Origin of the sequence: Micromonospora sp. HNM0581, from assembly GCF_012726175.1 — a bacterium.
GTDB lineage: Bacteria > Actinomycetota > Actinomycetes > Mycobacteriales > Micromonosporaceae > Micromonospora.
On sequence record NZ_JAASAD010000014.1, the window covers coordinates 40,656 to 53,706 of the forward strand.

Genomic DNA, 13,051 nt, shown 5'->3' on the forward strand with positions numbered 1-13,051 from the left:
TGTGCCGCCCACCCAGGGCGTCGCCTCGGCGACCACCGCCCGTCCATCCGGGTCACTCCGACAACAGGAGACTTCGTGACACAGCAATCCGTCGCGGCACCACAGCCTGTCCCGACCTCGGACAAGCTCGACGCCGCGGTACTCAAGGTGGCCGGCGTCGTGGTGCTCGGTGCGCTCATGTCGATCCTCGACGTGACGGTGGTGAGCGTCGCCCTACCGACGTTCCAGAGCGAGTTCGACGCGTCGTACGCCCGCGTCGCCTGGACGATGACCGGCTACACGCTCGCGTTGGCCACGGTCATCCCGCTCAGCGGGTGGGCAGCGGACCGGTTCGGCACCAAACGCCTCTACATGATGGCCCTGGCGCTGTTCACCATCGGTTCGGGCCTCTGCGCCACCGCCGACTCGATCGGCGAGTTGATCACGTACCGGGTGTTGCAGGGCCTCGGTGGAGGCATGCTCATGCCGATCGGTATGGCGATCATGACGCGGGCTGCCGGGCCGAACCGGATCGGCCGACTGATGGCCGTGCTCGGCATCCCGATGCTGCTCGGCCCGATCGGTGGACCGATCCTGGGCGGCTGGCTGATCGACGTGGCGAGCTGGCACTGGATCTTCCTGATCAACCTGCCGATCGGCATCGTCGCGTTGGTCTACGCGCAGCTGGCCCTGCCGAAGGACAGCCCGCAGCCCTCCGAGTCGTTCGACTTCCTCGGCATGCTGATGCTCTCGCCGGGTCTCGCTCTCTTCCTGTACGGCGTCTCCACGCTGCCCGAGGCCGGCACTTTCACCGACCCCGAGGTGTGGGGGCCGATGCTGATCGGTGCCGTGCTTGTGGTGGCGTTCGTCATCTACTCGTTCAAGCCCCGGCATCCGCTGCTCGACCTGCGGCTGTTCCGCAACCGCCGGCTGACCATCGCGGCGTTGACCATGTTCGTTTTCATCATCGCCTTCATGGGCGCCGGGCTGCTGTTCCCCAGCTATTTCCTCCAGGTGCGCGGTGAGTCGACGCTGCACGCAGGTCTGCTGATCGCCCCGCAAGGGCTCGGTGCCATGGTCACCATGCCGATCGCCGGCATGCTCGCCGACAAGGTGCCGGTCGGCCGGACGGTGCCGTTCGCGTTGCTGCTCATCCTCGCCGGGTTCTTCACCTTCACCCAGGTAGACGCGGAGACCTCCTACGTGCTTATCTGCGGCTCGCTGTTCGTGATGGGCCTGGGCATGGGTGGCACGATGATGCCCGTCATGACTTCGGCGTTGAAGACGCTCACCGGGCACGAGGTGGCCCGCGGATCCACCCTGCTGAACATCCTCCAGCAGATCGGCGGTTCCGTCGGTGCCGCAGTCATGTCGGTGATCCTCACCAACGAGCTGAACGGTTCCCGGCAGATACCCGAACTGACCGACGAGAACGGCAACCCGGTCACCGAGGCCGGCCTGGCGATCGCCGCCCAGCAGCGGCCCGAACTGGCCCAGCAGGTCCCCGACCCGTCACTGATCGAGCGCGGGTTGGACTACGCCGCCAACTCCTTCGCCACCACCTTCTGGGTAGCGTTCGCCCTGGTGGCAGCCACCTTCGTCCCGGCAGCGTTCCTGCCCAGACGGCGGGAGCGGTCCCACCTGCTCGACGAGGAGCCCGGTGACCAGCCGGGCGACCAGCCGAAGGTCCCGGTCATCGTCCACTGACCGTCCGTCCTTTCCTGTCCGCCCTACCGGACCCGTCTCGGCCGGTGCAGGTGTCGCGCATCCGCTGCGGCCGAGCGGTGGCGGCGCATCGGACCGGTAGGGTGCGGCCGGTGGGGGAGATCGGGTTGACGTCGGAGTTGGCGGTGCCGCCTGCGGTCGAGGCGGAGCGGGTGATCACTGCTGTGCTGGCGGACCTGCGGTCGGGGGAACACCGGGGCGTGGTGGTCGATTCGCCGCCGGGGGCCGGAAAATCGACACTGGTGGTGCGGGCTGCGGTGGACATCGCCGGTGGTACCAAGTCACCTGGTGGTCACTGGGCGGGGGCTGAAGGTTCGGGTCGGCGCGACCCGGGGGGCGACGGGTCACCCTCCGGCGAGCCGTTAATGATCATCGCGCAGACGAACGAGCAGGTTGATGACCTGATCGATCGGCTCGCTACGAAGGCGCCGCAGCTGCTGCTCGGACGGCTCTCGGCTGGCGACTACCGGCCGTCGGCACGGGTACGCGCGCATTCACAGGTCCGGGTCGCCGCGAAGGTCGGCGATCTGGCCGCCTCGCCTGTGGTGATCGGGACCGCGGCCAAGTGGGCGACAGTCACCGAGGGCTGCTGGCCGTGGGCGATCGTGGACGAGGCGTACCAGATGCGTTCGGATTCCCTGCTGAGGGTGGCAGGCAGGTTCGAACGGGCCCTGTTCGTCGGTGATCCGGGGCAGCTCGACCCGTTTTCCACTGTGGAGACCGGTCGGTGGGCCGGGTTGACCTGGGACCCGATGCAGTCGGCGGTCGCGGTGCTGCTGCGGCACAACCCGCATCTTCCGGTGCATCGGCTGCCGGTCTCCTGGCGGTTGCCGGCCTCAGCGGCCCCGGTCGTGTCCCGCGCGTTCTACCCGTTCACCGGCTTCCGCGCCGGCACCGGCCCGAACGACCGGGCACTGCACCTCACCGGGGCGGGCTCGGGTGACGCCGTCGACGGGGCGGTGGAGATGGCCGCCGCCACCGGCTGGGCGCTGTACGAACTGCCGGCCCGGCACACCCTGCGTACCGACGGGGAGGCCGCTGCCGCCTGTGCCGCACTCGCGTTGCGGGTGTTGCGTCGTGGGGCGGTCGCGGTCAGTGAACAGGCGCCCGACGGTGCGCCGGTCAGCGTGGACCGTATCGCCGTCGGTGCCGCCCACCGTGACCAGGTCGCGGCGATTCGCGCTCGCCTCGGCGAGGCCGGCGCGGACATCACCGTCGACACCGCCAACCGCCTCCAGGGTCGGGAGTACGACGTGACGGTCGTGTTGCACCCGCTTTCCGGCCGGCGTGACGCCACCGCATTCCACCTGGAATCGGGGCGACTCTGCGTGCTCACCTCCCGACACCGGCACGCCTGCCTGGTGGTGGCCCGCTCCGGCATCGGTGAGCTGCTGGACGCCCACCCGTCGACCGAGGCGCCGCAACTGGACGCGCCGGTCCGGTTCCCCGACGGCTGGGAGGCCAACCAGGCCATCCTCGCCCACCTCGACACGGTGGCCCCGCCGCTGCCTCACGGCATGTCAGCTCTGCGGCCCTCGAACAGTTGACCACGAGGTTGGCGGCGTGTCCGTCCGTGGACAGCGCCACCAACTCGTGAGCGACGGTGGTGCACTCACCGGCGGTTGTACCGGTACATGGTCAGGGTGCCGAAGACCACGATGAAGGCGGCGCTCCAGAGCACGATCCACATCATTGCCGAGGCGTCCGTGGTGCCGGCCATCGCCGCGCGTACCGACGACACCAGGTGTGTGATCGGGTTCGCCTTGACGAAAGCCTGGAGCCAGCCGGGCATGGTGGACGGGTCGACGAAGACGTTGCTGAGGAAGGTCAGTGGGAACAGCACCATCATGCTGGCCCCCATCACCGACTTCTCGCTGCGTAGGACCAGCCCGAAGAACGTCCAGACCCAGGAGAACGCGAAGGAGAAGACGACCAGCAGACCGATGCCGGCGAGGACGCCGGGGACGCCGCCGTCGGGGCGGAAGCCGAGCACCAGCCCGACGGTGAGGATCACCAGCGCGGCGAGGACGTAGCGCAGCACGTCACCGACGATCATGCCCACCAGTGCGGCGGGCCGCCACACCGGCAGCGTCCGGAACCGGTCGAAGACACCCTTCTCGATGTCGGTGTTCAGCCCGACACCGGTGTACATGGTGATCATCACGACGCTCGTCACCATGATGCCCGGCAGGAAGAACTGCAGATAGTCACGGGGACTGTCGGCGAGCGCGCCGCCGAACAGGTACGTGAACATCAGCACCATGATGATCGGGAAGGCGGTGACGTCGAACAGCTGCTCCGGCACGTGCTTGATCTTCAGCAGGGCACGCCAACTGAAGGTCAGCGAGGCCGACAGAGGACTCGGCCGGGGCGGTCGGGTGCTCGGCGCGAGAACTGTCGCGAGCGCCTCGGACGAGGGTACGAAGACCGTCGGCACCGGGCCGGTCGAGGTGGCGGTGTCGCTGCTCATCGGGCTGCCTCCAGTTCGTCCCGCTCGTCGGTGACCGGCACGGCCGGGCGGTCGGTGAGTGCCAGGAAGACCTCGTCCAGGCTCGGCTGGCCGAGGGAGAAGTCGTCGACCATGATCCCGGCCCGGGACAGCTCGCCGAGCGCCCGGGCGGCCTGCGCGCTGGCATCCAGCTCGCTGCCGTCGCCCCCGACGCGGGCGGTGATCGCCACCGCGTCAGCCTCCACCTGGACCGGCCCGCCAAGCGTCGCCTGCAGCAGCCGTTCGGCTTCGGGTCGCTGGTCGGCGTCGCGCAGCCGCAGGTGGACGGTGCCGGAGCCCACCGACGACTTCAACTCGCCCGGGCTACCCTCCGCGATCACCCGGCCGTGGTCGACCACCGCGATCCGACTAGCCAGCTTGTCGGCTTCGTCCAGGTACTGCGTGGTGAGCAGGACGGTCGTGCCGTGCGCGACCACCGCCCGGACGATCTCCCACACCTGGTTACGGCTTCGCGGGTCCAATCCGGTCGTCGGCTCGTCGAGGAAAAGCAGATCCGGTGTGTTGAGGATGCTCGCCGCGATGTCGACACGTCGCCGCATGCCACCCGAGTACTTCTTCACCTGCCGCCCAGCCGCCTCGGTCAACCCGAACGCGGCCAGCAACTGTTCCGCCCGCTGCCGGGCGGCGGACTTGGTCAACCCGAGCAGTCGGCCCAGCAGGACCAGATTCTCGACGCCGGTCAGGTCCTCGTCCACCGAGGCGTACTGCCCGGTGAGGCTGACCCGGGCGCGTACCGCGTCGGCCGCGGCGACGACGTCGTGACCGAACACCCGGGCCTGCCCGCCGTCCGGGCGCAGCAGGGTGGCCAGTACGCGTACCGCAGTGGTCTTGCCCGCCCCGTTCGGGCCGAGCAGCCCGTACACGGCGCCGGCCGGAACCTTCAGGTCGAGGCCGGCGAGCGCACGGGTCTCGCCGAACGACCGGGTCAGGCCCTCGGCCTCGATGGCGGGCCCAGTGGTGCGTCTACTCATGACTACGTGCGTCCTTCCGATCGTCACGCCGGTGTACGGGCCGTCACGAACCCGGTGCCCACCACATCCCACGGGTACGACAGATTGTGCCGTTTCGGTGGCCACTCGACAGCTACAACGACTGTGGCCGTTGGGAGTGGTCGGTTCACCTCGTCGGCGGGCGACTGCGGCGGTCTCGGCTAACCCCCGTACCGGGAGGATCAGCGGAGGCGGAGCGCGGTGGAGATGAGGCGGTAGCCGATGGCGTGCTCGACCAGCCGCTCGACCAGGTCGGCCTTGCGTAGCCCACCGACGCCGCGCAGGTCCAGCCGTGCGGCCAGTCCCCGCAGGTCACGCAGTGGCCACGCGGAGAGGTACGCGGTGCCGTCGGCTCGGCTGGTCATCGTCGCCAGCCGGTCGACGGCACTGGACAGGTCGTCCCGGCCGTTCACGCCGACTGCCGTTCCGGTTGCAGGTGGTCGATGAACTCCGTGGCGAGGCGGCGCAGTTCGTCGCGTACCGCAGACACCGTGACGCGGTCACGGAGCACCACCGGAACGCCGCGCGGGGTGTTCGTGGCGTAGAGGGTGACATTTTCCCGTAGCGCGGTCGGAAAGACCGGCAGGCCGAGGTTGCGGACCTGGTTCATGTAGTTCTGATGAGTGGCGATGGGCTGCTGGGACAGCAACTGGATCATCGTGAAGACCACGCCCGCGACACCGGGGGCGACTTTCTGGTGCCGGCGTACGGTGGCGAACCGGCGGGCGTCGGCGTTGTACTGCTCGACGAGTTCCCGTACGTTGCCGTGCAGGTAGTCGATGCCGAGGGTGGACAGGTAGTCGGCTCGGGCCGGGATGACCAGGTGGTCGCTGGCGATGATGGCCGACTGGGTGACCACGTTGAAGTTCGGTGGACAGTCGATCAGCACCATGTCGTACGGTTCGAGTCCGTCGGCGAGCAGTCCCTCGGCCAACGAACCTCGGACCCGGAACAGTTCGGCGTCGTACTCCTCGCCACCGGCGACGCTGCGGGCCAGGGCCAGGTCGATGTCCACCAGTTGCAGATGCGAGGCGATCAGGTCGAGCCGGCCGGTGCCGCTGAGCCGGGCATTCGCGGGGCCAGGCGACACCACGAGGTCACCGAGTGTGACTGACGGGCTGCCTTCGCGCAGGCTGTCGTACCACCGTTTCACTGTCCGGCTGTCGCGTAGCCGTTCCCGCCAGTCGTCCGGGTCGTAGAAGCCGAAGGTCAGGCTGGCCTGTGGGTCAAGGTCGATGAGCAGCACCTTCATCCCCCGGTTGGCCAGTTCGGCGCCGAGGTTGGCGGTCACGGTGGTCTTGCCGACCCCACCCTTGTAGTTGATCACGGACACGACGTACATCGACGTACCTCCCCAAGACGACTGACGGTAGCGGGCTGCCCGGTACAAAGTCGATCTTCCCCAGCTTGCATGTAACTACGTAAGTTCGTATCATCGAATTATGGTGGATGTGGAAGCGCGGTTGGCCGCGCTGGAAGCACAGGTGGCTGACCTGGTCGAGCGGATCGGCGTTCCGGACGCACCGGCACCGCCCCCGGAAGGGATCCTCTGGGCGCTCGACGGGCTCAAGCAGCGCCTACCCGAGGACAGCACGGGCGCCGTGCTCTACACCGGCACGGTGCGTCTCGGTGAGCAGCGCTACGACTGGCAGTACGGCCGTGGCGTCGACGACCTGCTGGACGGCGACTGGGCCGAGCTACCAGCCGTCCTGGCCGCCCTGGCCCATCCGGTCCGTCTGCGGCTGCTACGCGAGATCCTCGGCAGCCGGCAGAGCACCGCCGAACTGGCCGGAATCGAAGAACTCGGCACCACTGGTCAGCTGCACCACCACCTGCGTCAGCTCACCGCTGCCGGCTGGCTGCGCAGCGCCGGTCGGGGCCGGTACAACGTCCCCGCCGAGCGGGTGGTGCCGTTGCTGGCCATCCTCTGCGCCGCCGCCCGCTGACCGCACCCACCACGTTCCAGGGAGCACGCCACGCGTAAGAAGTGCGGTCCTGTCAGCGTCGCGGACCACTACGCAGGAACGGAACAGGCCGACGCACAGTTCCTCACAATGCCGAGAAAACGGTTTGAACGAACTCGCTGTGACGGCCGTACCTATGACTGAGGTGCGGTGCTGAAGCGCACCGCTACCGGAGCTGCGGGAGGTCTGCCGTGCGAGTTGATGAGCAGTCGACGGATCCCATCGATCTGATTCTCGGAGAGTTGTCGGTCCCGACGCCGTTGACCCCTGAGGATGTCCGGTTGGCTGTCCGGGCGGTGGTCGTGCACGCGGCCGAGGAATGGCCGTCCGGTGCGCTGTGCCGCAACGATGGTGCCCGGTTCCCCTGCCGGTTGCATCGTTGGGGTCGGAAGGTATTGCTGAACCACGGGCTCAACGAGCGACAGCTCGACGCCCTCATCCGGCACGGAAATCCATTCGTGCACGTGCCGTTCCCATTCCTGATCAACGGGCCGTCGGCGGGCCGTACGCCCGCCGCGCGTCCGCCGGGCACCGACCGGGCCGCCGGTTATCCGCCGAGGGCCGCCGGTCATCCGGGACGACCCGACCGCGCCCCCGGTTACCCGGCGCGTGGCCCGGCTCCCCGGGTGGCCGCACCGGTCGGGCGCACCGGGGTGCGGACACCCGGCTCCGGCCGGCCGGTGGCACCCCCCGCCACCGCGCCGCGCTGGCCGCGGGCGAGCTGAGCGGATCCACTCGTCGGCGGTACGACGCCGGCCCGGAGTGCGCGGTCGTTCCCCACCCGCGCCCGGGCCGGCGTCGCGATGCACCTCGCGATCAGCGGTATCCGGCGGGAATTCCGCAGTCGGGTGCCGCCCAGTAGGTCCTGTTGGCGCTGCGGTCCTGGTTGTTCTCCCGCCGCGAGTCGACGTGGACGTGGCTGTTGTGACCGGACACGCCCGGCCCGATGATGCCGCTGAACCCGTGGTTGCGGGCCTGGCGGGCGACCTGGCACAGGGACCTGTCGCGCGAGACGAGGTCGGCGGCGTTGCCGTAGAGGTGCTGGCTGTCCGACGCCCCGCCCACCTGGTTGTTGCAGGTGCGGCTACGGAACCCGCTGGTGACGATGAGTGGCTTGTCGCCGAGGCTCTTGCGTAGCGCCTCCAGCTTCCACATGGTCTCCAGCGCGTTCTGCCGGGTCTGTCCGCTGCTCAGCGGACCACCCGTCCATCCGCTGCCGCCACAGCCCTCGTCCATCTCACTCCAGCTGAAGTGCCGGGGCGTGCAGTTGTCGTCCTGGATCTGGTACAGCTTCCCGTACGTCTGTGACCCGGCGATCCCGTCGACTTCGAGGCCGTACGCGGACTGGAATCGGCGAACCGCAGCAGCGGTTTTCGGGCCGAACCTCCCGTCAAGTTCCACGATGTCGTTGTTGCCGGCCCAGCCGGCAATCCGTAGTTGCAGCTGACGTACGTCGCTGCCGGAGCGCCCTTGGTAGAGGGTGCGGTTCCAGGTGTAGCAGCCGTCGGCATGGGCCGCTGGCGCGGCGACCACCGAGGCGATCGCGGCGCCCGGCAGGGCCAGGGCGAGGGCGACGACTGCCCGTTTGAAGGTGTGTACGCGCACAGAAGTCCTCCCGATTGGAGAGTGAATGGGAAGCGTCCGGGACTTCGACCGGGCTGTCCCGTGGATCCACCCTCGCACCGGACGGGCCCAATTGGAGGGGATAACGAGAATTGTCCTCACAATTAGCCGTACCTGAGTATCACCTGGGAATTCGGCCCGTATGAGAAGCCGACAATCGGCGCTGAGCAGTTACAGATGAGCCGAATCAGCGCGGAAGTTCACAATCAGCGGCACGGAGGGTGATGTTCCCGGTGCCGACCGGGCCGGTAACGTCACCGCTGGCGACGACGGGGAGGCGGACGTGGCGCGTGGTGGCATCTTCTGCGTGGAGGGTCAGTGGCACCGCGATCTCAACGAACGCGGATCCGTGCTGCCCACCCTGGAACTACTCGAACGACTGGGTAAGGTCCGCTTCATCCACAAGGACGCGGCCACCCGGGACGAACTGTTCTACTTCATCGACCGCTGGCTGCTCAAGCAGTACGCCGACCATCGACTGGGGTTCTTCGCCATGCACGGCGAGCCGAACCGGCTCTGCCTCACCGACTGGCACTCGGTCGAGCTGACCGAGGTGGCCGAGCTGATGGCCGGGCGCTGCGAGGGACGACGCCTCTACTTCGGCAGCTGCTCGGTGCTCCGCGCGCCCGAGCCGGTGCTGCGGGACTTCCTCGACGTCACCGGCGCCGCGTTGATCTGCGGCTTCACCCGCGAGGTGGACTGGGTCGAGTCGGCGGCCTTCGAGACCGTGCTGCTCGACGTGCTCGCCAACGGCCGCCGGCACAACGCCGCCGAACTGCGAATGGGTTCGGCGCATTGGGCACCGCTCGCCTCGTACCTGGGTTTCCGGATCATCTACGCGAACGGTCGAGCCTGGCGACCGTCGATGCGCCTGCGCGTACCCAGCCAGCCGTCCGCCGGTCAGCACGCCTGACTGCCGGTAGAACGAGCGACGACACGCATGACGCCCGGAACGCTGACCCGGGGTCGGGGCGCAGCGCGTTGCAACGTGGTGTCAGAGCGCAACCGGTCGAGCTGACCGGCGACGTAGTGCGCCGCCCGGCGCTCCGAGTCGGTGCCGCCGATCCGGGGACCGATGTCCTCGGAGAACACCTTCAGATGTTGCAGGGCCCGCCGGGCTGACAGTTGCGCGACGACGATCCGGTCGTGCGGGGGTGAGTGTCGGTGGTCGGTGCGCCTGATTCGAGGTCCAACCCGCGCGTCAGGGGTGCGACGGCTGGGTCACAAAGACTTTGATCTATCCGACGGCCCGTCGTTGCTCAAGATCAGAGCTTAGTACGCGGCGGTGAAACGCATGTTCCGGAAGCGCCCGTTCTCGATCTCGTCGATCACCGCCACGGCCAGGTCCTCGTAGCTGAGCACGCTACGGCCCTGCGCGTCGGTCACGGGTCGGTCGGTGCCGGTGCGGTAGCGGCCGGTGCGTTCGCCCGGACGGAACTCCAGTGGCGGCGGGCTGACATACGTCCAGATCACCCCGTCGGCCGAGGAGCGGTAGACGTCCAGAGCAGCCGCCTGACCCTGCGCCGCGTCACGGTACTCCTCGGGGAAGTCCGGGTCGTCGAAGAGCTGGACACCGTCCGGGCCGAGCAGGGTGGCCCCGCCACCCACGTGGATCACCCGGGGAGCCGCCGGCATCCCGCGCAACGCGCCGAGCACGCTGCGCGCCGCGTCGGGCCACAGCGAACGGTCACCACCGCCGATCGCGACCACGAGCGCGTCGGCCTCCGAGGCCAGCTCCCGCACACTGCGCTCACTCGTCGCGTCCCCGGTGACGACCCGGACCCCGGCCGGCAGGTACGACGCGTCCGCCTCGGGGCGGCGTACCGCGGCCACCACCCGATGTCCCCGGTCGAACGCCTCCCTGACGATCCGGGAACCCGCGGTGCCCGCCGCACCGAACACCACGACGTCGCTCACGCCGAGGCCCGGTACGTGCGACGGCCGCGCGGGGCGACCACTGTTGGGCCTGACGGTTCCTTCGCGAGCTCGCTCACGCCTCCCAGGCTAGGTAGCTCGCTCGTCGGTCGCCGGTCGAACGGTGATTCCGGCGCTCAGCCGACGAGCGCCGAGTAGACGAGCTGGCGAAGCTGCGGGCGGAGCGGCCAGGTGCTCGACGGCATCAGCTGGGTGAAGAACATGGCGGTGATCTCCTCGACCGGGTCGACCCAGAACGCGGTGCTGGCCACACCACCCCAGTAGTACTCGCCGACGCTGCTCGGTACCCGGCTCGGCACGGGATCGTCGACGACGGCGAAGCCGAGACCGAACCCGATGCCGTCGAGGTTGGTCTCAGCGAACCCGCCCACGGACAGGGTGCCCAGGTCCTGCCCGCCGGGGAGGTGGTTGCGAGTCATGAAACGCACCGTCCGGGGACCGAGCAGGCGGGTGCCGTCCAACTCGCCGCCGCGCAGCAGCAGCTGGGTGAAACGGTGGTAGTCGGCGGCTGACGAGATCAGCCCACCGCCGCCGGAGAGCAACATCGGCTTCTCGTACGCCAGTGCGCCGAGGGTGTCGTGCCGTACCGCGCGACCGGACGCCGGGTCCGGCACGTAGAGGGCGGCCAGCCGCTCCGCGTCGGTGCCGTCGACGTGCCAACGTGTGTCGTCCATGCCGAGTGGGCGCAGGATCCGGTCGGTGAGGAAGACGTCCAGGCTCTGCCCGGAGACCACCTCGATCAGCCGACCGAGTACGTCGGTGGCGACCGAGTAGCCCCAGGCGGTGCCGGGCTGGAACAGCAGCGGTAGCTCGCCGAAGACCCGGCAGGCCTGCGCCAGGTCGACCTCGGCCGGTGGGTAGAGGTCGTAGCCGGCGGCCCGGTACAGACCGTCGACCACCGACGTCTGCATGAAACCGTAGGTGAGTCCGGCGGTGTGGGTGAGCAGGTGCCAGATCCGGATCGGTTCGACCGCCGGCACGGTGTACGGCTTGAGCGTCGAACCCTTCGAGTAGACCCGCATGTCGGCGAACTCGGGCAGCCAGCGCCCGATCTCGTCGGTCAGCTCGAAGCGGCCCTCCTCCCAGAGGATCATCGCTGCGACCGAGGTGATCGGTTTGGTCATCGAGTAGATCCGCCAGAGGGTGTCCGGCCCCACCGGGGTGGCCGCCTCGCGGTCCCGCAGCCCGTACGTCGAGCTGTGCACGATCTCGCCGCGCCGGGTGACCACCGTCTGCCAGCCGGCGAGTCGGCCGGCGTCGACGTAGCCGGCGAAATGCTCGTCGATCCGGGCCAGTCGGGTCGGGTCGAATCCGACCGTTTCCGCCGCAACGCTGGGTGTCATGCTCACCCCACGCAACCTACCGGCCGAGGGGGATGGCGACCGGCTGACCCTACGGGACAGTTTGTCCGTCACTGCGGGTCGACCGGGTCGTAACGTGCTGCTGTCCGTTTCTAATTGTCCTGTGTGGAGGTTTGGCCGATGAACGTCAGCAACAGCACGACCTCTCTCGCCCCGCCCGTCGCTGAGCGGACCGGAACGGTGCTGCGGGATATTCCGCTGCCGCCGTACGTGACCGCCGAGGATGCCCAGTTCGCCGTGCGGGCTGTCGTGGTACACGCACCTCGACGCTGGTCCGGGGGCACGGTCTGCCGCAACGACGCCAGCCCGCACCCGTGTCGGCTGCACCGTTGGGGCACTCGGGTGCTTGCGCTGCGTGGCCTCCGCGACGCCGACATCGCCGCGCTCATCGAGCGCGGCGATCCGGCTGCCGCACTGCCGCCCCGCCCCCCGGCCTGATCGACGCGCGAGATCCCGACGGTTGCGTGAGACGCAACCGACCGTGGTACCCGCACACCAGGCGGTCATGCCTCGCGTCGCGCTGACATCGCTCTATTTGACGAGGGCCTGCACAGCAGGCACCGTGGGGGCTGGATGGGCCTTGAGCTGCCCCGATGCGGCGGTGAGTGGCACCGCTCGGGAACCCGGAAACCCATGAGGAGTCCCCACCATGCTCACGATGACCGACAATGCCGTCCTGGTGATCCGTGATCTAGCCGCGCAACAGGACGTCTCCGAGGGCGGCGGGGTACGTATCGCCGCGGACACCACCGCCGGTTCGCTCAGCGTCGAGTTGGTACCCGCGCCAGTCGAGGGTGATCAGGTGGTCGACAACCAGGGTGCCCGGATCTTCCTCGATTCCGACGCGGCCGACCTGCTCGGCGATGCCTCGGTCGACGCGACCGTCGACGATGAGGGTGTCGTGCAGTTCGGGTTCACCGAGCAGGAGTAGATGTCCTCACGCGGTGCCCGACGCGGCGGCGCGTG

15 protein-coding genes are annotated in these 13,051 nt (G+C 68.9%); 7 read left to right on the forward strand and 8 right to left on the reverse strand.

What is annotated here, in order from left to right; genetic code table 11:
• Window positions 1-75: 75 nt before the first annotated feature.
• Together HCA58_RS17030 and HCA58_RS17035 are read left to right on the forward strand one after the other, a co-directional pair.
• Window positions 76-1,686 (forward strand): DHA2 family efflux MFS transporter permease subunit, encoded by a 1,611-nt coding sequence (locus HCA58_RS17030; RefSeq protein WP_169598832.1) that lies wholly within the window; start codon window positions 76-78, stop codon window positions 1,684-1,686.
• Between the two features lie 110 nt (window positions 1,687-1,796).
• Window positions 1,797-3,251 carry an AAA domain-containing protein gene (locus tag HCA58_RS17035; RefSeq protein ID WP_346776023.1) on the forward strand — a complete coding sequence of 485 codons (1,455 nt, stop codon included), beginning with the start codon at window positions 1,797-1,799 and terminating at the stop codon, window positions 3,249-3,251.
• Window positions 3,252-3,316: 65 nt separating this feature from the next.
• Here the strand turns inward: HCA58_RS17035 and HCA58_RS17040 are convergent, their stop codons facing one another.
• The 4 genes from HCA58_RS17040 to HCA58_RS17055 form a co-directional block, all read right to left on the reverse strand.
• Complete coding sequence (locus HCA58_RS17040; RefSeq protein WP_169598833.1) at window positions 3,317-4,174, reverse strand: ABC transporter permease; 858 nt, start codon at window positions 4,172-4,174, stop codon at window positions 3,317-3,319.
• Window positions 4,171-5,184 carry an ATP-binding cassette domain-containing protein gene (locus HCA58_RS17045; RefSeq protein WP_169598834.1) on the reverse strand — a complete coding sequence of 338 codons (1,014 nt, stop codon included), beginning with the start codon at window positions 5,182-5,184 and terminating at the stop codon, window positions 4,171-4,173. Before HCA58_RS17045 ends, HCA58_RS17040 begins: the two co-directional genes overlap by 4 nt.
• Window positions 5,185-5,384: 200 nt before the next feature.
• The gene (locus HCA58_RS17050) at window positions 5,385-5,615 is read right to left on the reverse strand and encodes a hypothetical protein (RefSeq protein WP_169598835.1); all 231 of its coding nucleotides are present in this window, start codon (window positions 5,613-5,615) and stop codon (window positions 5,385-5,387) included.
• Window positions 5,612-6,544 (reverse strand): AAA family ATPase, encoded by a 933-nt coding sequence (locus HCA58_RS17055; RefSeq protein ID WP_169598836.1) that lies wholly within the window; start codon window positions 6,542-6,544, stop codon window positions 5,612-5,614. Before HCA58_RS17055 ends, HCA58_RS17050 begins: the two co-directional genes overlap by 4 nt.
• A 100-nt stretch (window positions 6,545-6,644) precedes the next feature.
• Between HCA58_RS17055 and HCA58_RS17060 the strand changes: the two genes are divergently transcribed.
• A complete protein-coding gene (locus HCA58_RS17060) occupies window positions 6,645-7,148 on the forward strand; it encodes a helix-turn-helix domain-containing protein (protein ID WP_169598837.1) in 504 nt (167 codons plus the stop codon).
• A gap of 209 nt (window positions 7,149-7,357) precedes the next feature.
• On the forward strand, window positions 7,358-7,891 hold the full coding sequence (locus HCA58_RS17065; protein WP_169598838.1) for a hypothetical protein: 534 nt from the start codon (window positions 7,358-7,360) through the stop codon (window positions 7,889-7,891).
• Window positions 7,892-7,982: 91 nt separating this feature from the next.
• On the opposite strand, the gene HCA58_RS17070 is transcribed toward HCA58_RS17065, so the two are convergent.
• Window positions 7,983-8,771 (reverse strand): M15 family metallopeptidase, encoded by a 789-nt coding sequence (locus HCA58_RS17070; RefSeq protein ID WP_169598839.1) that lies wholly within the window; start codon window positions 8,769-8,771, stop codon window positions 7,983-7,985.
• Between the two features lie 301 nt (window positions 8,772-9,072).
• On the opposite strand from HCA58_RS17070, the gene HCA58_RS17075 reads away from it, so the two are divergent.
• Window positions 9,073-9,702: a DUF6642 family protein gene (locus HCA58_RS17075; RefSeq protein ID WP_169598840.1), complete on the forward strand. Its 630-nt coding sequence runs from the start codon at window positions 9,073-9,075 to the stop codon at window positions 9,700-9,702.
• On the opposite strand, the gene HCA58_RS17080 is transcribed toward HCA58_RS17075, so the two are convergent.
• The 3 genes from HCA58_RS17080 to HCA58_RS17090 all read right to left on the reverse strand — a co-directional run bounded on the left by HCA58_RS17080 (window position 9,690) and on the right by HCA58_RS17090 (window position 12,067).
• The gene (locus tag HCA58_RS17080) at window positions 9,690-9,881 is read right to left on the reverse strand and encodes a hypothetical protein (RefSeq protein WP_169598841.1); all 192 of its coding nucleotides are present in this window, start codon (window positions 9,879-9,881) and stop codon (window positions 9,690-9,692) included. The genes HCA58_RS17075 and HCA58_RS17080 overlap by 13 nt on opposite strands.
• A gap of 180 nt (window positions 9,882-10,061) precedes the next feature.
• Window positions 10,062-10,706 carry an NAD(P)H-binding protein gene (locus HCA58_RS17085; protein WP_169598842.1) on the reverse strand — a complete coding sequence of 215 codons (645 nt, stop codon included), beginning with the start codon at window positions 10,704-10,706 and terminating at the stop codon, window positions 10,062-10,064.
• Between the two features lie 134 nt (window positions 10,707-10,840).
• Window positions 10,841-12,067, reverse strand: coding sequence for a serine hydrolase domain-containing protein (locus HCA58_RS17090; protein ID WP_169598910.1), 1,227 nt, complete (start codon window positions 12,065-12,067; stop codon window positions 10,841-10,843).
• Between the two features lie 138 nt (window positions 12,068-12,205).
• Between HCA58_RS17090 and HCA58_RS17095 the strand changes: the two genes are divergently transcribed.
• A complete protein-coding gene (locus tag HCA58_RS17095; protein WP_169598843.1) occupies window positions 12,206-12,523 on the forward strand; it encodes a hypothetical protein in 318 nt (105 codons plus the stop codon).
• Window positions 12,524-12,734: 211 nt separating this feature from the next.
• Window positions 12,735-13,016, forward strand: a complete 282-nt coding sequence (locus HCA58_RS17100) for an adhesin (protein WP_169598844.1) — start codon at window positions 12,735-12,737, stop codon at window positions 13,014-13,016.
• The last annotated feature ends 35 nt before the right edge of the window (window positions 13,017-13,051 follow it).

Excerpts from the sequence above, each read along its gene's own strand:
- HCA58_RS17040 (WP_169598833.1), bottom strand. The coding sequence starts at position 4,174 with ATGAGCAGCGACACCGCCACCTCGACCGGCCCGGTGCCGACGGTCTTC.
- HCA58_RS17055 (WP_169598836.1), bottom strand. The coding sequence starts at position 6,544 with ATGTACGTCGTGTCCGTGATCAACTACAAGGGTGGGGTCGGCAAGACC.
- HCA58_RS17095 (WP_169598843.1), top strand. The coding sequence starts at position 12,206 with ATGAACGTCAGCAACAGCACGACCTCTCTCGCCCCGCCCGTCGCTGAG.
- HCA58_RS17100 (WP_169598844.1), top strand. The coding sequence starts at position 12,735 with ATGCTCACGATGACCGACAATGCCGTCCTGGTGATCCGTGATCTAGCC.
- HCA58_RS17090 (WP_169598910.1), bottom strand. The coding sequence starts at position 12,067 with ATGACACCCAGCGTTGCGGCGGAAACGGTCGGATTCGACCCGACCCGA.
- HCA58_RS17060 (WP_169598837.1), top strand. The coding sequence starts at position 6,645 with ATGGTGGATGTGGAAGCGCGGTTGGCCGCGCTGGAAGCACAGGTGGCT.
- HCA58_RS17045 (WP_169598834.1), bottom strand. The coding sequence starts at position 5,184 with ATGAGTAGACGCACCACTGGGCCCGCCATCGAGGCCGAGGGCCTGACC.